Source organism: Enterobacter cloacae complex sp. IR5450 (genome assembly GCF_049238665.1).
Taxonomy (GTDB): Bacteria; Pseudomonadota; Gammaproteobacteria; order Enterobacterales; family Enterobacteriaceae; genus Enterobacter; species Enterobacter hormaechei_C.
Window position 1 is genome coordinate 94,814 of record NZ_JBMKIC010000004.1, and the last position, 17,603, is coordinate 112,416.

The 17,603-nt window shown below is 60.9% G+C and carries 17 protein-coding genes; 12 read left to right on the plus strand and 5 right to left on the minus strand.

Annotation, left to right across the window (positions count from 1 at the left end; all coding sequences use genetic code 11):
• Nucleotides 1-6 precede the first annotated feature (6 nt).
• A complete protein-coding gene (entS, locus tag ACOTYB_RS05530) occupies nucleotides 7-1,254 on the plus strand; it encodes an enterobactin transporter EntS (protein ID WP_045342275.1) in 1,248 nt (415 codons plus the stop codon).
• 46 nt (nucleotides 1,255-1,300) lie between these two features.
• Here the strand turns inward: entS and fepB are convergent, their stop codons facing one another.
• Nucleotides 1,301-2,260 carry a Fe2+-enterobactin ABC transporter substrate-binding protein gene (gene fepB / locus ACOTYB_RS05535; RefSeq protein ID WP_047054257.1) on the minus strand — a complete coding sequence of 320 codons (960 nt, stop codon included), beginning with the start codon at nucleotides 2,258-2,260 and terminating at the stop codon, nucleotides 1,301-1,303.
• A 188-nt stretch (nucleotides 2,261-2,448) separates the two neighbouring features.
• Here fepB and entC point away from each other — a divergent pair, with 188 nt between their 5' ends.
• From entC to ACOTYB_RS05570, 7 genes are all read left to right on the plus strand, one after another.
• Entirely contained in the window at nucleotides 2,449-3,624 is a 1,176-nt protein-coding gene (entC, locus tag ACOTYB_RS05540) for an isochorismate synthase EntC (RefSeq protein WP_023324292.1), read from the plus strand.
• Nucleotides 3,625-3,633: 9 nt separating this feature from the next.
• Complete coding sequence (entE, locus tag ACOTYB_RS05545) at nucleotides 3,634-5,244, plus strand: (2,3-dihydroxybenzoyl)adenylate synthase EntE (protein WP_045342271.1); 1,611 nt, start codon at nucleotides 3,634-3,636, stop codon at nucleotides 5,242-5,244.
• A gap of 10 nt (nucleotides 5,245-5,254) precedes the next feature.
• Nucleotides 5,255-6,109 (plus strand): isochorismatase, encoded by an 855-nt coding sequence (locus tag ACOTYB_RS05550; RefSeq protein ID WP_017382510.1) that lies wholly within the window; start codon nucleotides 5,255-5,257, stop codon nucleotides 6,107-6,109.
• Nucleotides 6,109-6,861: a 2,3-dihydro-2,3-dihydroxybenzoate dehydrogenase EntA gene (entA, locus tag ACOTYB_RS05555; RefSeq protein ID WP_023305663.1), complete on the plus strand. Its 753-nt coding sequence runs from the start codon at nucleotides 6,109-6,111 to the stop codon at nucleotides 6,859-6,861. The genes ACOTYB_RS05550 and entA overlap by 1 nt, the downstream gene beginning before the upstream one ends.
• Nucleotides 6,861-7,274, plus strand: coding sequence for a proofreading thioesterase EntH (entH, locus tag ACOTYB_RS05560; RefSeq protein ID WP_015571173.1), 414 nt, complete (start codon nucleotides 6,861-6,863; stop codon nucleotides 7,272-7,274). The genes entA and entH overlap by 1 nt, the downstream gene beginning before the upstream one ends.
• Nucleotides 7,275-7,423: 149 nt before the next feature.
• The gene (gene cstA / locus ACOTYB_RS05565) at nucleotides 7,424-9,529 is read left to right on the plus strand and encodes a pyruvate/proton symporter CstA (protein ID WP_015571172.1); all 2,106 of its coding nucleotides are present in this window, start codon (nucleotides 7,424-7,426) and stop codon (nucleotides 9,527-9,529) included.
• Between the two features lie 114 nt (nucleotides 9,530-9,643).
• Entirely contained in the window at nucleotides 9,644-9,841 is a 198-nt protein-coding gene (locus tag ACOTYB_RS05570) for a YbdD/YjiX family protein (protein WP_006809671.1), read from the plus strand.
• Here ACOTYB_RS05570 and ACOTYB_RS05575 read toward each other — a convergent pair.
• The 4 genes from ACOTYB_RS05575 to ACOTYB_RS05590 all read right to left on the minus strand — a co-directional run bounded on the left by ACOTYB_RS05575 (nucleotide 9,838) and on the right by ACOTYB_RS05590 (nucleotide 12,592).
• On the minus strand, nucleotides 9,838-10,242 hold the full coding sequence (locus tag ACOTYB_RS05575; protein WP_003858790.1) for a helix-turn-helix domain-containing protein: 405 nt from the start codon (nucleotides 10,240-10,242) through the stop codon (nucleotides 9,838-9,840). The two genes, ACOTYB_RS05570 and ACOTYB_RS05575, sit on opposite strands and share 4 nt — an antisense overlap.
• Nucleotides 10,217-10,519 carry a type II toxin-antitoxin system RelE family toxin gene (locus ACOTYB_RS05580; RefSeq protein ID WP_022647393.1) on the minus strand — a complete coding sequence of 101 codons (303 nt, stop codon included), beginning with the start codon at nucleotides 10,517-10,519 and terminating at the stop codon, nucleotides 10,217-10,219. The genes ACOTYB_RS05575 and ACOTYB_RS05580 overlap by 26 nt, the downstream gene beginning before the upstream one ends.
• 183 nt (nucleotides 10,520-10,702) lie before the next feature.
• Nucleotides 10,703-11,446, minus strand: coding sequence for an SDR family NAD(P)-dependent oxidoreductase (locus tag ACOTYB_RS05585; RefSeq protein WP_017382507.1), 744 nt, complete (start codon nucleotides 11,444-11,446; stop codon nucleotides 10,703-10,705).
• A 57-nt stretch (nucleotides 11,447-11,503) separates the two neighbouring features.
• Nucleotides 11,504-12,592 carry an oxidoreductase gene (locus tag ACOTYB_RS05590; protein ID WP_126525167.1) on the minus strand — a complete coding sequence of 363 codons (1,089 nt, stop codon included), beginning with the start codon at nucleotides 12,590-12,592 and terminating at the stop codon, nucleotides 11,504-11,506.
• A gap of 159 nt (nucleotides 12,593-12,751) precedes the next feature.
• On the opposite strand from ACOTYB_RS05590, the gene ACOTYB_RS05595 reads away from it, so the two are divergent.
• The 4 genes from ACOTYB_RS05595 to ACOTYB_RS05610 are packed head-to-tail and all read left to right on the plus strand — an operon-like array spanning nucleotide 12,752 to nucleotide 17,568.
• Nucleotides 12,752-14,254 carry a sugar ABC transporter ATP-binding protein gene (locus ACOTYB_RS05595; RefSeq protein WP_126525168.1) on the plus strand — a complete coding sequence of 501 codons (1,503 nt, stop codon included), beginning with the start codon at nucleotides 12,752-12,754 and terminating at the stop codon, nucleotides 14,252-14,254.
• Nucleotides 14,251-15,246: an ABC transporter permease gene (locus ACOTYB_RS05600; RefSeq protein ID WP_421765769.1), complete on the plus strand. Its 996-nt coding sequence runs from the start codon at nucleotides 14,251-14,253 to the stop codon at nucleotides 15,244-15,246. Before ACOTYB_RS05595 ends, ACOTYB_RS05600 begins: the two co-directional genes overlap by 4 nt.
• Nucleotides 15,247-15,265: 19 nt before the next feature.
• On the plus strand, nucleotides 15,266-16,330 hold the full coding sequence (locus tag ACOTYB_RS05605; protein WP_409248771.1) for a sugar ABC transporter substrate-binding protein: 1,065 nt from the start codon (nucleotides 15,266-15,268) through the stop codon (nucleotides 16,328-16,330).
• The gene (locus ACOTYB_RS05610) at nucleotides 16,327-17,568 is read left to right on the plus strand and encodes an LVIVD repeat-containing protein (protein ID WP_045332393.1); all 1,242 of its coding nucleotides are present in this window, start codon (nucleotides 16,327-16,329) and stop codon (nucleotides 17,566-17,568) included. Before ACOTYB_RS05605 ends, ACOTYB_RS05610 begins: the two co-directional genes overlap by 4 nt.
• The last annotated feature ends 35 nt before the right edge of the window (nucleotides 17,569-17,603 follow it).

The window sequence follows — 17,603 nt, forward strand, 5'->3', positions numbered from 1 at the left end:
TTTGTCATGAATCAAAAATCCTGGCTGCTTAACCTCAGCCTGCTCAAAACACACCCGGCGTATCGCGCCGTTTTTATCGCTCGCTTTATCTCCATTTTGTCCCTCGGTTTGCTTGGTGTGGCCGTGCCGGTGCAAATCCAGACCATCACTCACTCCAGCTGGCTGGTAGGGCTATCCGTCACCTTAACCGGCGGGGCGATGTTTATCGGCCTGATGGTGGGCGGCGTGCTGGCGGACCGCTACGAGCGTAAAAAGCTTATCCTGCTGGCGCGCGGCACCTGCGGGGTGGGCTTTGTCGGGCTGTGCCTGAACGCCATGCTGCCGGAGCCGTCGCTGGTGGCCATTTACGTGCTGGGATTGTGGGACGGCTTTTTTGCTTCGTTAGGCGTGACGGCACTGCTGGCGGCCACGCCCGCGCTGGTCGGGCGCGAGAACCTGATGCAGGCGGGGGCGATCACCATGCTCACCGTGCGCCTCGGCTCGGTGATTTCGCCGATGGTCGGCGGTCTGCTGCTGGCGACCGGCAACGTGGCGTGGAACTACGGCCTTGCCGCAGCCGGAACCTTTATCACCACCCTGACGCTGCTGCGTCTGCCGCTCCTGCCACCCCCGCCGCAGCCGCGCGAGCATCCGCTGAAGTCCCTGATGGCCGCGATTCGTTTTCTGTTCAGCAACCCGTTGATTGGCGGCATTGCGCTGCTCGGCGGCCTGCTGACGATGGCGAGCGCCGTGCGCGTGCTGTACCCGGCGCTGGCGGGTGAGTGGCAGATGAGCGCCTCAGAGATTGGCGTGCTGTACGCCGCCATTCCGCTCGGTGCGGCCTTCGGGGCGCTGACCAGCGGCAACCTGGCGCAGAGCGCGAGACCGGGGTTGATCATGCTGGTGGCGACGCTGGCCTCGTTTATCGCCATTGGTTTCTTTAGCCTGATGCCGGTGTGGGCGCTGGGGGTGATGTGTCTGGTGATTTTCGGCTGGCTGAGCGCGGTAAGCTCTCTTTTACAGTACACCCTGATCCAGACCCAGACGCCGGAAGGGATGCTCGGGCGCATTAACGGCCTGTGGACGGCGCAGAACGTCACGGGCGATGCGATTGGCGCGGCGATCCTCGGCGGGCTGGGGACGATAATGACCCCGGTGGCGTCGGCGAGCAGCAGCGGGTTTGTGTTAGCGATGGTTGGCGCGATCTTACTGGTGACGCTGGTGGAATTGCGGCGGTTCAGGCAGGAGGCCGCGTTGAACGACGGTGCGGCCTGATGCCCTCACCCCGGCCCTCTCCCACGGGGAGAGGGAGGGAAAATGCCTACTTAAACAACGCATTCAATCTGTCTAACACCAGCATCGCGCTGTAATAATCCAGGCGGAACGTCTCCGTTCCCAGCGCCCAGACGCGCTTGTTCTTGACCGACGGCAGATGCGCCAGCAGCGGGTTAGCGTAAATCGCATTCACGTCTTTCGCGTCGCCGGCAAACACAAACAGCCCTTCGCCGTTCAGCCCCGTCGCCAGATTTTCTCCACCCAGCTGAATAATGTCGTGGCGCTTGCCCTGGCTTGTTGAGGTCTGCAAACCGGCAGGCAGGTCCGCCAGCGTAAAGCCCAGCTGGTGCAGCAGCTTGCCCTGCGCGGAGTCTGTCGTCCACAGGTTCGCCGTGTGTGCCGCGGCGGTGTAAACGATGGCGTTCACCGGCTGTGGCGGCAGCTTCATCTGCTGCTTCACCTGGGCGAGCTGTTTATCGAAGGCAGCGATGCGCTCTGCGGCCTGTGTCTCCTGCCCGGTGATCGTCCCCAGCTGGGTCAGCAGTTCCTGCCAGCTTTTGTCGTCGTAATTGATGATAAGCGTCGGCGCGATGGCGGAAAGCTGCTCGTAGAGCGCAAGCGCGGAATCCCCGCCGGTGGCGCTGATCAAAATCAGGTCCGGCATCTGGGCCGCGACCGCTTCGGCGCTCGGCTCGCCGATGTACAGCCGGGCAACCTTACGCTGCTTCGCGATATCGCCCCACTGACGTAAAAAGCCCTGCGCATCCGCCACGCGGTTGTTCGGCGTGGTCGCTCCGCTGGCAATGACCGGCGCGTCAATGGCCAGCAGGGAGCCGGTTAAGGTCACGCTGGTGGAGACAATGCGCGTCGGTTTGCTCTCAAGCGTGTGAACGCCGCGGCTGTCGGAGACTTGGCGCGGCCAGTCGTCGGCGGCGGCTGAGGTTAGTCCTAAAACAAAAAGTCCTGTTAAAAGAAGGGCATTGCGGCAAACGGCAGCGATTTTCACAGAGCGGCATCCTGATTTTATTGAAGATAATGCTTCTCATTTTCAGGGCTGTAGGGAAGGGATGCAAGCGTTTGTCGCACAAGTTATTTGCCCGACGGTTGACAGCGGGGCGATGTGGGATTAGGTTAGCCGACGAAAATATAAATGATAATCATTATTGCTTCTTTTATCATTTTAAGGAGGATGATATGGACACGTCCCTGGCTGAGGAAGTTCAGCACACCGCGACTACGCTGCAAGCAGATAGCTTTTTCTTTATGTCGCCTTACCGCAGTTTTACCACGTCCGGCTGTTTTGCCCGTTTTTCTGAACCCGCCGTCGGCGGTGACGATCCGGCGGGTCCCTTTCAGCAGAAATTAGCTCAGGCTTTCCGGAATGCGAAAAACAGCGGCATTGCCCATCCGGTGATGGTAGGGGCGATCCCCTTCGATACCCGCAAACCGTCATCGCTGTTTATTCCGCAACGCTGGCAAACCTTCTCCCGCCCGGCGCGTCAGCAGTCCGCACGCTACGCCTCCGGCGCGCAGACGCTGAACGTGCAACAACGCACCGAGATCCCGCCGCAGCCGATTTTCGAGGAGATGGTGGCCCGCGCCGCGTCGCTCACCGCCACGCCGCAGGTGAATAAGGTGGTGCTGTCGCGCCTGATTGATATTGCCACCGACAAACAGATTGATAGCAGCGCGCTGATGGAGCGTCTTATCGCCCAGAACCCGGCGAGCTTTAACTTCCACGTACCGCTGGAAGACGGCGGCGTGCTGCTGGGCGCCAGCCCGGAACTGCTGCTGCGTAAAGAGGGCGCGCACTTTAGTTCGCTGCCGCTGGCGGGCTCTGCGCGCCGTCAGCCGGACGATGTGCTGGATCGCGAAGCGGGCACTAAGCTGCTGGCCTCCGAAAAAGACCGTCACGAGCACGACCTGGTAACCCAGGCGATGAAAACCATTCTGGAACCGCGCAGCCATCATCTGAGCATGCCGGCTTCCCCGCAGCTCATTACCACCCCAACGCTGTGGCATCTGGCCACGCCGGTTGAGGGTGACGCGCGTGAAAACGAGAACGCCCTGACGCTGGCCTGCCTGCTGCACCCGACCCCGGCCCTGAGCGGTTTCCCGCATCAGGCGGCAAAAGAACTCATTGCCGAGCTGGAGCCCTTCGACCGCGAACTGTTCGGCGGCATCGTTGGCTGGTGCGACAGCGAAGGTAACGGCGAGTGGGTGGTAACTATCCGCTGCGCGCGGCTGCATCAAAATACCGTTCGCCTGTTTGCCGGCGCGGGCATTGTGCCTGCTTCCTCCCCGGTGGGCGAGTGGCGCGAGACGGGCGTGAAGCTCTCCACCATGCTCAACGTGTTTGGTTTGCACTAAGGAATACTCATGACCATCCCTTTTACCCGCTGGCCTGAGGATTTTGCCCGGCGCTACCGTGAAAAAGGCTACTGGCAGGATCTGCCGCTGACCCACATCCTGACGGACCATGCGGACAGCGATGCGGTCGCGATAATTGACGGCGATCGCCGCATTACCTACCGCGCGTTTAATCAGGCGGTGACGAATCTGGCGTCCGCTCTTCAGGCGCAGGGGCTGCATCGCGGCGAGACCGCGCTGGTGCAGCTCGGCAACGTGGCCGAGTTCTACATCACCTTCTTCGCGCTACTGCAAATCGGCGTCGCGCCGGTCAACGCGCTCTTTAGCCATCAGCGCAGTGAACTCAACGCCTACGCGGAGCAGATCAAACCCGCCGTGCTGATTGCCGATCGCGACCACGCGCTGTTCTCGGGCGATGATTTTCTCAACACCTTTGTGGATGCGCATCGCTCGGTGCGCGTTGTGCTGCTACGCGGCGATAAGGGCGAACACGCGCTGGAGGCGGCGATTTCACGCCCGGCGGACAATTTCATCCCGAACCCGACGCCCGCCGACGAAGTGGCGTTCTTCCAGCTCTCCGGCGGCAGCACCGGCACGCCGAAGCTGATCCCGCGTACGCACAACGACTACGACTACAGCATTCGCCGCAGCAACGAAATCTGCGGTATCACTGCGCACACCCGCTATCTGAACGCGCTTCCCGCGGCGCACAACTACGCCATGAGTTCGCCGGGATCGTTAGGCGTTTTCACGGCGGGCGGCTGCGTGGTGCTGGCTAACGATCCGAGCGCCACGCTCTGCTTCCCGCTGATTGAGCAGCATCAGATCAACGTCACCTCGCTGGTGCCGCCCGCGGTCAGCCTGTGGTTGCAGGCGATTGCCGACGGCGCGGGGAACGCCCAGCTGAAATCCCTCGAACTGCTCCAGGTAGGCGGCGCACGTCTCTCCGCCACGCTTGCGGCGCGCATTCCGGCGGAAATTGGCTGCCAGCTTCAGCAGGTGTTTGGCATGGCGGAAGGGCTGGTGAACTACACCGCCCTCGACGATGCGCCGGAGCGCATCATCAATACCCAGGGCCGCCCGATGTGCCCGGACGATGAAGTGTGGGTGGCGGATGAGGACGGCAACCCGCTGCCGCGCGGGGAAGTCGGGCGTCTGATGACGCGCGGCCCGTATACCTTCCGCGGCTATTTCAACAGCCCGGAACACAACGCCAGCGCCTTTGATGCCAACGGTTTCTACTGCTCGGGCGATCTGATCGCCATCGACGAGCAGGGTTACATCACCGTGCAGGGGCGCGAGAAAGATCAGATCAACCGCGGTGGCGAGAAGATCGCCGCCGAAGAGATCGAAAACCTGCTGCTGCGCCACGACGCGGTGATCCACGCCGCGCTGGTGAGCATGGAGGACAGCCTGCTGGGCGAAAAAAGCTGCGCGTACCTGGTGGCGAAACAGCCCCTGCGCGCGGTGGAGGTGCGCCGCTTCCTGCGCGAGCAGGGCGTTGCCGAATTTAAGCTGCCGGACCGCGTGGAGAGCGTGGATGCGCTTCCGCTCACGCCGGTCGGCAAAGTCGATAAGAAACAGTTGCGCCTGTGGCTTGCTGAACGCGCCCGGGGCTGAGGAACAGAGAATGGCCATTCCAAAATTAACCGCATACGCGCTGCCAACCGCCGCCGAACTGCCGACCAGTAAAGTGAACTGGGCATTTGAACCGGAGCGCGCCGCGCTGCTGATCCACGATATGCAGGAGTACTTCCTGAACTTCTGGGGCGAAAATAGCGACATGATGCAGCAGGTAGTGGCGAACATCGCTAAACTGCGCGCGTACTGCAAAGAGCACAATATTCCGGTGTACTACACCGCGCAGCCGAAAGATCAGAGCGATGAAGACCGTGCCCTGCTGAACGACATGTGGGGGCCGGGCCTGACCCGTTCGCCGGAGCAGCAGCGCATCGTCGCTGAGCTGACCCCGGATGAAGCGGACACCGTGCTGGTGAAGTGGCGCTACAGCGCGTTTCACCGCTCGCCGCTGGAGCAGATGCTGAAAGAGACCGGGCGCAACCAGCTTTTGATCACCGGCGTATACGCCCACATCGGCTGCATGACCACCGCCACCGACGCCTTTATGCGCGACATTAAACCGTTCTTTATCGCCGACGCGCTGGCGGATTTCACCCGCGACGAGCACCTGATGTCGCTGAAATACGTGGCCGGACGTTCGGGCCGCGTGGTGATGACCGACGAGCTGCTGCCGTCCGTTCCGGCAACGAAAGCCGCGCTGCGTGAGCTGATCCTGCCGCTGCTGGACGAGTCCGACGAGCCGATGGATGACGAAAACCTGATCGACTACGGTCTGGATTCAGTACGGATGATGGCGCTCGCCGCCCGCTGGCGCAAAGTGCACGGCGACATTGATTTCGTGATGCTGGCAAAAAATCCGACCCTCGATGCCTGGTGGGCGCTGCTCTCCCGCGAGGTGAAGTGATGGCTTTTGATTTTACCGGTAAAACCGTCTGGGTGACGGGCGCGGGTAAGGGCATTGGCTATGCGACCGCGCTGGCATTTGTGGAGGCCGGGGCGCAGGTGACCGGGTTCGATCTGGCTTTCCCTCACGGCGAATATCCGTTTGCCACCGAAACGCTGGACGTGGCGGATGCGGCGCAGGCGAGTGACGTCTGCGGGCGTTTGCTCAGCAGCCTTGAGCGGCTCGACGTGCTGGTTAACGCAGCGGGCATTCTGCGTATGGGCGCGACGGATCAGCTTTCGCAGGAGGACTGGCAGCAGACCTTTGCGGTCAACGTCGGCGGCGCGTTCAACCTGTTCCAGCAGACGATGGGCCAGTTCCGTCGTCAGCAGGGTGGGGCGATTGTGACGGTGGCCTCTGACGCGGCGCACACGCCGCGCATCGGCATGAGCGCCTACGGCGCGTCGAAAGCGGCGCTGAAAAGCCTGGCGCTGACAGTCGGGCTGGAACTGGCGGGCAGCGGCGTACGCTGTAACCTGGTGTCGCCGGGTTCAACGGATACCGACATGCAGCGCACCCTGTGGACCAGCGACGATGCGGAACAGCGGCGCATTCGCGGCTTTGGCGAGCAATTCAAGCTCGGCATTCCGCTTGGTAAAATTGCCCGTCCGCAGGAGATTGCTGCGACCGTGCTGTTCCTGGCATCCGATGCCGCCAGCCATATCACCTTGCAGGATATCGTGGTGGACGGCGGCTCCACGCTGGGGGCGTAATGATCTGGAAACGTCATTTAACGCTCGAGGAGCTGAACGCCACCAGCCTGAATACGATGGTGGGGCACCTTGGCATCGTCTATACCCGCCTCGGGGACGATACGCTGGAAGCGGAGATGCCGGTGGATGCGCGTACCCATCAGCCGTTTGGCCTGCTGCACGGCGGCGCCTCGGCGGCGCTGGCGGAAACGCTGGGCTCGATGGCCGGTTTTCTGATGACCCGTGACGGGCAGAACGTGGTGGGTACGGAACTGAATGCCACGCACCACCGCGCAGTCTCACACGGTAAGGTACGCGGCGTGTGTCAGCCGCTGCATCTGGGCCGTTCCAGCCAGAGCTGGGAGATCGTGGTGTTCGACGAGCAGGGACGGCGGTGCTGTACCTGTCGGTTGAGTACGATGGTGTTGGGGTAAGTCATTCAGCTGAAAGTGATCGGCTTAACACTGTGGTGTAAATCTCTGGTTTGACCACGCATTATTGCGTTTCAAAGTTGTTAAATTTTACCCGTTGTTCTAGAAACAAAATGTAACATCTCACTGTTTCACAACAACGGACAACAACTATGAACAACTCAGGGAAATACCTTACGTGGGCGGTGCTCTCCGTGGTGGGAGCCTTTGCCCTGGGCTATATCGCCCTCAACCGGGGGGAGCAGATCAACGCGCTGTGGATCGTCGTCGCCTCCGTCTGCATTTATCTGATCGCATACCGTTTTTATGGCCGCTATATCGCAAAGACGGTGCTGGGCGTAGACGGCACGCGCATGACGCCGGCCGTGCGTCATAACGACGGTCTGGACTACGTGCCGACCGATAAAAAAGTGCTGTTCGGTCACCATTTCGCGGCGATTGCCGGGGCAGGCCCGCTGGTGGGGCCGGTACTGGCCGCGCAGATGGGCTACCTGCCGGGGATGATCTGGATCCTCGCGGGGGTGGTGCTGGCGGGCGCGGTGCAGGACTTCATGGTGCTGTTCGTTTCCACCCGTCGCGACGGTCGTTCGCTGGGTGAGCTGGTGAAAGAAGAGATGGGGGCAACCGCCGGGGTGATTGCGCTGGTGGCGACCTTTATGATCATGGTGATCATCCTCGCGGTGCTGGCGATGATTGTGGTGAAAGCCTTGACCCACAGCCCGTGGGGAACCTACACCGTCGCCTTCACCATACCGCTGGCGCTGTTCATGGGGATCTACATCCGTTACCTGCGTCCGGGCCGCATTGGTGAAGTGTCGGTGATTGGCCTGGTATTCCTCGTGTTCGCCATTATCTCCGGCGGCTGGGTGGCGGAAAGCCCGACCTGGGCACCGTTCTTCGACTTCACCGGCGTGCAGCTGACCTGGATGCTGGTAGGCTACGGCTTCGTGGCGGCGGTGCTGCCGGTATGGCTGCTGCTGGCCCCGCGTGACTACCTCTCTACCTTCCTGAAAATCGGCACCATCGTCGGGCTGGCGATCGGCATTTTAATTATGCGCCCGACCCTGACCATGCCTGCGCTGACCAAATTTATTGACGGCACCGGCCCGGTCTGGACCGGCAATCTGTTCCCGTTCCTGTTTATCACCATCGCCTGTGGGGCGGTGTCGGGCTTCCACGCGCTGATTGCCTCCGGGACCACGCCGAAGATGCTGGCGAATGAGAATCAGGCCTGCCTGATTGGCTACGGCGGCATGCTGATGGAGTCCTTCGTGGCGATTATGGCGCTGGTCTCCGCCTGCATTATTGACCCGGGCGTGTATTTCGCGATGAACAGCCCGATGGCGGTCCTGGCTCCGGCGGGCACCGTTGACGTGGTCGCTTCCGCCGCGCAGGTGGTGAGCGGCTGGGGTTTTGCGATTACGCCTGAAACGCTGACGCATATCGCTAATGAGGTCGGCGAGCAGTCGATTATTTCCCGCGCAGGCGGGGCACCAACGCTGGCGGTGGGCATGGCCTACATCCTGCACGGCGCGCTGGGCGGGCTGATGGATGTCTCGTTCTGGTATCACTTCGCCATTCTGTTCGAGGCGCTGTTTATTCTGACGGCGGTGGATGCCGGTACGCGTGCGGCACGCTTTATGTTGCAGGATCTGCTGGGGGTGATCTCCCCGAACCTGAAACGTACCGATTCACTCCCGGCTAACCTGCTGGCGACAGCGCTGTGCGTGCTGGCGTGGGGCTACTTCCTGCATCAGGGCGTGGTCGACCCGCTGGGCGGGATTAACACCCTGTGGCCGCTGTTCGGTATCGCCAACCAGATGCTGGCGGGCATGGCCCTGATGCTCTGCGCGGTAGTGCTGTTCAAGATGAAGCGCCAGCGTTACGCATGGGTGGCGCTGGTGCCAACGGCGTGGCTGCTGATCTGTACCCTGACCGCGGGCTGGCAGAAAGCCTTCAGCCCGGACAACAAGGTGGGCTTCCTGGCGATCGCCAACAAGTTCCAGGCGATGATCGACAGCGGTAAGATCCCGGCACAGTACACCGAATCTCAGCTGTCGCAGCTGGTGTTTAACAACCGTCTGGACGCCGGGCTGACCATCTTCTTTATGGTGGTGGTTGTGGTGCTGGCGTTGTATTCTCTGAAAACCGCGCTGGCGGCGTTGAAAGTCGACAAACCGACGGCGAAAGAGACACCGTATGAGCCAATGCCTGAGAACCTGGACGAGATTGTCACCCAGGCGAAAGGGGCGCATTAACATTACCAAACCCCCTCACCCCAGCCCTCTCCCCAAAGGGGAGAGGGTGTTAAAGTTCCTTCTCCCCTTTGGGGAGAGGGTCAGGGTGAGGGGAATACAAACGAGAAACTGATTATGTTCGACACCCTTTCCAAAGCAGGTAAATACCTGGGCCAGGCCGCTAAAATGATGATTGGCGTGCCGGATTACGACAACTACGTCGAGCATATGCGCGTCAACCACCCGGACCAGACGCCGATGACCTACGAAGAATTTTTCCGCGACCGCCAGGACGCCCGCTACGGTGGCAAGGGCGGGGCGAAGTGCTGTTAACCCTCTTTCGGTAAATAGAGGCTGATCTGCTCCTGTTTACAGCCGTAAAGTGCCGCCAGCTTTTCGCGGGTGCGCTTTTGCGGTCGGGAGTCCAGCGCTTCCAGCTGTGACACGGCGGACTGGCTGATGCCAAGCTTCTCCGCCACCTCCTGCTGGGACATGCCGCATAAAATGCGCCAGGCGGCCTGTAGGCTGACGTTCTCGTTATGCATGATGTCGCACACTTCACCCGGTAAACCTACGTTATCGTAGATGTCTGATTCGTAAGGGATGTCTTCCCAGTCGTTTTCATCATCGTCATCGTACTCAAGCATGGCTAAACGCATGCGAAAATATTCACCGTAGGGTATGACAACATACTGTTTTTTTCCTTCTTCATCCTTGATGAACTGAATAGTCATATTCCGTATGCTCCTCATGAAGGTAGGTAGTGGTTGTCCGGCGTTTTACTGCCACTACGTAGCAGATATCACCCGGCGGGTCTCCGAAGGTGTAAATGACCCTGTAATCACCTAATCGCAACCTGTAGTGGTTTTCGGGAGAAGATAATTTCTTGATATCCGCGACAGGTGATGTTTTATCGTCCATCTTCTCCAGCCTGAATTTAATGCGGTTCTGATATCGAGGATCGATTTTAGAAAACTGCTTCTCTGCTGTTTTAGACCACACAATCTTCATCCGTACCTCCACTGTACGCCCATACAAAATATAAGGAAATAATAAGACTATTAGATAAATTCCGAATTTCTAATGAGGTACTGTAGAGCGGAGAATAACCGCGAGAAAGCGGCAAAACGCGAATCGTCGAGGCGGCTCGAACAGGCCTCTGCCGGGCGACAGAGGCATACAGTAAATTTGCGATCAGGCGTTCAGACCGCCGTCGACATCCAGACCGGTGCCGGAAATTTGCCCCGCAGCCGGGCTGGCGAGAAAGGTGACCGCCGCTGCGATATCCTCCGGCTGGCCGTAATGGCCCAGGGCAATAAGCTGACGCTGAGAGTCAGCCTGCTCGCCGTCTTCCGGGTTCATATCGCTGTTGGTCGGGCCGGGGTGGACCAGGTTGACGGTAATGCCGCGCGGGCCTAAATCGCGGGCCAGACCTCGGGTGAGGGAGTTAAGGGCAGACTTGGTCATCGAGTAGACGGCGATCCCCGGCTGTGCCACGCGGTTCGCCAGACAGCTACCGATGTTGATGATGCGTCCGCCGTCAGACATATGCACCAGCGCTTCCTGAATGGCGATCACCACGCCGCGGATGTTGACGTTGATCAGAGCGTCGATGTCCGCCAGGGTCATGGACTCCAGCGGGCCGCCGCGCGCAATCCCGGCGTTATTGACCAGAATATCCAGCCCGCCGAGGGAGCGCGCCGCCTGCGTGACCGCATCCTGAATCGCCTGCGCGCTGGCGCTGTCGGCCTGAATCGCCTCGCCGTGTCGCCCCAGCGCGTTGATCTCATCGACGACCTGCTGGGCTTTATCGACGGATTTTTCGTAGGTGATAACCACATCGGCACCGGCGCGCGCCAGCGACAGCGCAATCGCTCGACCCAGCCCGCGGCTGGCGCCGGTAACCAGCGCCTTTTTACCTGTTAAATCGATCTGCATGATGACCTCGTTGCAAGAGTGGAGAGAATCATCATTAGGTATAGCCCGTCGGCGCAATTAACGGCTGAAGGATTCCACCTTCGCAAACGCGGCGCGCAGCACCTCAGGCGTTAACGTCACCGGCAGATAGTGAATCGACTCCACCGGGCGCAGGGTGTGGGCAATGACCTTATCCAGCTCGTCGCGGTTGTGAATATCGACGTCCAGCTCGCGAAGCGTGATTGGCAGGTTAAAGCGCCGGTACGCCGCCACCAGCTGCGCCAGCACGTCGTCCTGGCCGAGCAGGGCGCTCTGGACCAGAATGCCGTAGGCCACCTTGGTGCCGTGCAGGTATTTTTCCGTCTGCGGCAGCACGGTTAAGCCGTTGTGCACCGCGTGCGCCGCCGCCACGCGGGTATAGCGCTCACCCAGACCGCCGACCATTCCGCCTCCGGCAATAATCGCATCCACCACGTCCCGGAACGCCTGCGTCTGTTCGCCGCGCTGCTGATCTGCAAGCGCCTCTTCGCTGCGTTCCAGCAGCACGTCGCGGATCGCCAGCGCACCGTTCAGGCCAAGACGCACGGTCAGCGGCAGACTCTCAGGTTGAGGGGCGAGCACCGCCGCTTCGTACCACTTCGCCAGCGTATCGCCGATGCCCGCCAGCAGGTATTCCGCCGGGGCGTTAAGGATGATCTGCGGCTCCACCAGCACCAGAAAGTTGGCGTCGTCAAAAATCTCAAACTGTAGCGCCTGACCGGCATCGTTGTACCACACGGAGAGCGGGGTCCACGCCGCGCAGGTGGCGGCGATAGTGGGAATGCCCACGAACGGCACGCCCAGACGACGCGCCACGGCCTTGACGGTATCCATTACCGCACCGCCGCCCACGCCAATCACCACGCTGGTTTCACTTCCCGACTCGTTTACCAGATGAGTGACGTCACGCTCGCTGCAATGGCCCTTAAACAACAGATGTTTTGCCCCCGTCGCGGTAAAACTCTGCGGCAGGTAAGGGCGCGCGCCCTCAATCGCCCGCTCGCCGTAGATCCACACCGCGCGGGAAAGCTGTTCCGGGGTAAAGAAATCATCCAGGCGCGCAAGGCATCCCGGATGAGAGAAGTAGTTCGCCGGGCCGGGCACGACGCGGATATCGGTGTTGCTCATGAAGTTGTCCTTTTTTAGCAAGCGCTAACCCGATGTTATGTCTGGACATCCGGATGGCTAATAATATTTCGCTTTATCTTATGCCTTTTCCGTCGTTGTCAGTCAACCGGAGCTGTGAAAAATTCGCTAAATCAGAAGAGTAATGAAGGATTTACGCGGATGGTTTCCAGTCGCCTTGAGATGCGCGGTATCAGCCTGGCCTTTTCCGGCTTTCAGGCCCTGTCGCGCGTGGATTTCACCCTGAACGGCGGGTCGGTGCATGCGCTGACCGGCGCCAACGGCGCGGGGAAATCGACGCTGATGGCGGTGCTGTGCGGGACGCACGACCACTATGAAGGCGAAATCTGCATTAACAACCAGCCGGTAAGCATCCGCGAGCCGCTGGACGCCAAACGGCTGGGCATCCACCTCGTGCAGCAGGAGGTGGACGTGGCGCTGATCCCGGGGTTAAGCATTGCTGAAAACATCATGCTCGACCAGCTGGCGCAGCCAGGGCACCGCTACCGCTGGCGCGACATCCGCCAGCAGGCGCGGCAGGCGCTGGCGCAGCTGGATGTTTCGCTCGACGTTCGCCGCTCCATCGACGGCTGCACGCTGGCTGAAAAACAGCAGATTTTGCTGGCGCGGGCGTTATCTCATCACTGCCGTTTTTTGATTCTTGATGAACCCACCGCGCCGCTTGACGCGCACGAGAGCGAGCGTCTGTTTGCGGTAGTAAGACGTTTGCAACAGCAGGGCATCGGCGTGGTGTTTATCTCACACCGCATTCACGAGCTAAAAGCTATCTGCGACACCCTGACGGTGCTGCGCGACGGCAGGCTGATTGAGTCTGGCCCGATGGCCGATCTCAGCGGTGAAGCGATCGTTGAGAAGATGCTCGGCCACGTGCTGAGCGATATCTACCCGCCCGCGCGCCCGCCGCACGGCGACGAAACGCTGCTGCGGGTAGAAGGGCTGCACGACGACGCGCTGCTGAAAGATATCTCGCTGCACCTGCGCAAGGGCGAAATTCTCGGCATTGCCGGGCTGGCGGGCGCGGGCAAAACCGAACTCTGTAAGGCGCTGTTTGGCGCCAGTAAAAGCCGCGTCGCGAACGGCGAGCTGAACCATCAGGACTGGAAACCGCGCGACCCGGCGGACTCGGTGCTGCGCGGCCTGGCGCTGGTGCCGGAAGAGCGGCGCAAAGAGGGCATTTTTATCGACGAGCCGGTGAGCATGAATCTTGCCGTGTGCGCCGATAACAGCTTCTCGCGCTGGAGCCTGTTCGGCCATCGTCAGGCGTGGCGCTGGGCGGAAGAGGTGATCGCCCGCGTCGGCGTGCGCACGCGCGGGCCGGGGCAGGTGCTGCGTCGCTTATCTGGCGGCAACCAGCAGAAGGTCGCCATCGGTAAATGGTTGCGTAATGACGCCAGCGTGCTGATATTCGACGAGCCGACCAAAGGCGTGGACGTGAAGGCCAAAACCGATCTGTTTCAGCTGATCGACGGCCTGGCGCGCGAAGGCAAAGGGGTGATTTACGCCTCCGGCGAGTTCGTCGAGCTGGTGGGGCTCTGCGACCGCATCTGCGTGCTGTGGGACGGGCGCATCGTGGCGGAAATCGCCGGGGCCGAGGCCCGGGAAGAGACACTACTTTATTATTCAACCGGAGGAACGGCGTCGTGAGCAAGGCCCTTTCAGTGACCGCGGCGGCGTCTGGCCGTCAGCAACTTTTTGATTTTCTCTACAAGTGGGGCATGTTGCTGACCGTCGTCGCGCTGGTGGCCGTTTTTGGCCTGGCGTCGGACAGCTTCCTCGATCCGAACAACATCATTAACATTCTGCGCTCGATTGCCATCGTGACGGTGATTGCCGTTGGCGTGTCGATTTCATTGACCGTCGGCGGGTTCGATCTCTCCGTGGGCTCCACGGCGTCGCTGGCGAACGCGTTGGTCATTTCGCTTTTCGTCTGGCACGGCTTCGGCACTACCGAGTCGATTGTAATCACTCTCGCGCTCTGCACGCTGGTCGGCCTGTTTAACGCTTTCCTGATCGTCATCCTGCGTATTCCGGACATGCTCGCCACCCTCGCCAGCCTGTTTGTCATCCAGGGCGTGGCGATGACCTACAGTTACGGCGGGTCGATTACTGAGAACATGGTGCTGCCGAGCGGCGGCATGGCGGAAGGCACCATCCCTGCGACGTTCAGCCTGCTGGGACAGGTACCGACTATCGTGATCGTCATGCTGGTGGTGACGGTGCTGGCGCAGCTTGGCCTCTCGTTGACCACTCACGGTCGTCGGATGTACGCCATTGGCGGTAACCCGGAAGCGGCGCGCCTCTCGGGGATTCGCACCACGCGCTACAAGGTGGCGGCCTACGTGATTGCCTCCCTGCTGGCGGGCCTGGGCGGGATTTTGCTGGCCTCGCGTATTGGCTCATCGCAGGTGAACGCGGGCGGCGGTTACCTGATGGATGCGGTGGCGGCGGCGTGGATCGGCTTCTCGCTGGCCGGGTCCGGCAAGCCGAATGCCCTGGGGACCCTGGTCGGGGCGGTGATTCTCGGCGTGCTGTCGAACGGGCTGGTGATGCTCTCCGTGCCGTATTACGCCATGGACATTATAAAAGGGCTGGTGCTCGCGGTAGCGCTGGCGATTACCTACATACAAAAACGCTGACAACACAACGGGATAAAAAATGAAAAAGATTGCACTCTCTTTGGTGGCATTAGGGTTATTCACCGCTCTGCCTGGCTTCGCGGCCACGCCCGCACCGCTCCCGGCGGCCATTGCCAACCATGACGGCCCCATTCGCATTGCGGTGATCCGCAACCTCGGCTCAGACGACAACACCACGCAGTTTGTTGCCGGGGCCATTCAGGAAGGGAAAAAGCTCGGCTTTAAGGTCAGCACCTTTTTGAGCAACGGGGATGACGCTAAATTCCAGGACTTCGTGAACCAGGCCATCAGCCAGAAGTACGACGGGATTATCCTGTCTCAGGGCCGCGATCCGTACTCCACCGCGCTGGTAAAAAAGGCGGTGGATGCCGGGATCAAGGTCGCCGTATTTGATACCGCCGTCAACGGCGAGATTCCGGGCGTGACCGTTACCCAACAGGACGATGCCTCTCTGACCAATCTCTCCTTCGGCCAGCTGGCGAAAGATTTCAACGGCAAGGCCAATATCGTCAAGCTGTGGGTAGCGGGCTTCCCGCCGATGGAGCGTCGTCAGGCGGCGTATAAAGAGTTGCAAAAGCAGTACCCGGAGATTAAAGAGCTGGAGTCCATCGGCGCGGTCTCCTCTGACGTGCAGGGCGACACCGCCAACAAGGTGGGTGCGATCCTGGCGAAATACCCGAAAGGCAAAATCGACGCCATCTGGGGGACCTGGGATGCCTTCAGCCAGGGCGCGTATAAGGCGCTGAAAGAGAACGGCCGCACCGAGATCAAACTCTACAGCATCGACATCTCCAACCAGGATTTACAGCTGATGCGCGAGCCGGGTAGCCCGTGGAAGTTGAGCGTGGCGGTAGATCCGAAGCTGATTGGCGCGACCAACGTACGCCTGATCGCCAACAAGATTGCCGGTGAAGCCACGCCTGCCACCTACGACTTCAAAGCCGCTGCGATCCCGCAGGCGCTGCTGACCGCGCAGCCGGGGGCGGTGAACGTGGCGTCGCTGGGCAAAATCATTCCGGGCTGGGGCCAGACGGAAGATTTTATCGCGCCGTGGTTTGCGACGCTGGAAGCGAAAAATAAATGAGCATGCTTCCTACGCCAGAATACAGCCGCAATATGCGGCTGATTGGCCATAGCGACCAGGGCGGTCGCCCGGACGGCGTGCAGCTGATGGTGCACCGCGGCTTTGCGTATATCGGCCATATGGTGTCGCAGGGCTTTTCGATTGTCGACGTGCGCGATCCAAAAAATCCGAAACCCGCGGGCTATGTCCCCGCGCCGCCGGGCACCTGGAACGTGCACCTCCAGGCGCATGACGACCTGCTGCTGGTGATCAACGCCCGGGATCTGTTTGCCGATGCCCGCTTCGCCGACGAGAAGGTCTACTACACCCGTCAGGTAGGAGAGACCGTCAGCGACGTTCAGGACAGGGGCTGGAGCGCCGGGCTTCGCGTTTTTGATATCTCCACGCCGGACAGGCCGCGCGAAATCGGCTTTCTGTCGCTGAGCGGCATCGGCATTCACCGCATCTGGTACGTCGGTGGCCGCTGGGCGTACGTGTCGGCGCTGATCGACGGTTTTACCGACTACATTTTCCTGACCATTGACCTGGCGGACCCGCGCAAGCCCGAGGTGGCGGGGCGCTGGTGGCTGCCGGGGATGAACCAGGCCGCAGGCGAACAGCCGGACTGGCCGGAAGGGAAACGCTACGCGCTGCACCACGCGATTATTGCGGGGGATACCGCGTACGGCAGCTGGCGCGACGGCGGCCTGACGCTGCTGGACGTGAAGGATCGCACCCAGCCTAAGCTCATTAGCCACCGTAACTGGAGCCCGCCGTTTGGCGGTGGGACGCACACCGCGCTGCCGCTGCCGGACCGCGATCTGCTGGTGGTGCTGGACGAAGCGGTGCTCGATAACCAGGAAGACGGCGAGAAGCTGATCTGGCTGTTTGATATTCGCGAGCCGTCGAACCCGGTGAGTATCTCTACCTTCCCGCAGCCGGATGAAATCGACTACGTGGCGAAAGGGGCGCATTTTGGCCCGCACAACCTGCACGAGAACCGGCCGGGGAGCTTTGTCAGCTCCACGCTGATCTTCGCGACGTATCAGAACGCGGGCGTGCGCGCGTATGACATTTCCAATCCGTATCGCCCGGTGGAAACGGGAGCGCTGGTGCCCGCGGCGCCGGAGAGGATGATGGATACGCGGCCGAATCGCCCGCAGGTGATCCAGTCGTGTGACGTGTTTGTGGACGCGCAGGGGATTATTTACAGCACGGACTATAACGGCGGGCTGTCGGTGATTGAGTATCTGGGGTGAGTGCGGTTTGATGCCCTCACCCCGGCCCTCTCCCA

Bases quoted from the DNA above. Each gene is read 5' to 3' on its own strand.
- ACOTYB_RS05610 (WP_045332393.1), top strand. From the start codon at position 16,327: ATGAGCATGCTTCCTACGCCAGAATACAGCCGCAATATGCGGCTGATT.
- cstA (WP_015571172.1), top strand. From the start codon at position 7,424: ATGAACAACTCAGGGAAATACCTTACGTGGGCGGTGCTCTCCGTGGTG.
- ACOTYB_RS05605 (WP_409248771.1), top strand. From the start codon at position 15,266: ATGAAAAAGATTGCACTCTCTTTGGTGGCATTAGGGTTATTCACCGCT.
- ACOTYB_RS05570 (WP_006809671.1), top strand. From the start codon at position 9,644: ATGTTCGACACCCTTTCCAAAGCAGGTAAATACCTGGGCCAGGCCGCT.
- entA (WP_023305663.1), top strand. From the start codon at position 6,109: ATGGCTTTTGATTTTACCGGTAAAACCGTCTGGGTGACGGGCGCGGGT.
- ACOTYB_RS05590 (WP_126525167.1), bottom strand. From the start codon at position 12,592: ATGAGCAACACCGATATCCGCGTCGTGCCCGGCCCGGCGAACTACTTC.
- ACOTYB_RS05575 (WP_003858790.1), bottom strand. From the start codon at position 10,242: ATGACTATTCAGTTCATCAAGGATGAAGAAGGAAAAAAACAGTATGTT.
- entH (WP_015571173.1), top strand. From the start codon at position 6,861: ATGATCTGGAAACGTCATTTAACGCTCGAGGAGCTGAACGCCACCAGC.
- entE (WP_045342271.1), top strand. From the start codon at position 3,634: ATGACCATCCCTTTTACCCGCTGGCCTGAGGATTTTGCCCGGCGCTAC.
- ACOTYB_RS05550 (WP_017382510.1), top strand. From the start codon at position 5,255: ATGGCCATTCCAAAATTAACCGCATACGCGCTGCCAACCGCCGCCGAA.
- ACOTYB_RS05580 (WP_022647393.1), bottom strand. From the start codon at position 10,519: ATGAAGATTGTGTGGTCTAAAACAGCAGAGAAGCAGTTTTCTAAAATC.
- ACOTYB_RS05585 (WP_017382507.1), bottom strand. From the start codon at position 11,446: ATGCAGATCGATTTAACAGGTAAAAAGGCGCTGGTTACCGGCGCCAGC.
- ACOTYB_RS05595 (WP_126525168.1), top strand. From the start codon at position 12,752: ATGGTTTCCAGTCGCCTTGAGATGCGCGGTATCAGCCTGGCCTTTTCC.
- entS (WP_045342275.1), top strand. From the start codon at position 7: ATGAATCAAAAATCCTGGCTGCTTAACCTCAGCCTGCTCAAAACACAC.
- entC (WP_023324292.1), top strand. From the start codon at position 2,449: ATGGACACGTCCCTGGCTGAGGAAGTTCAGCACACCGCGACTACGCTG.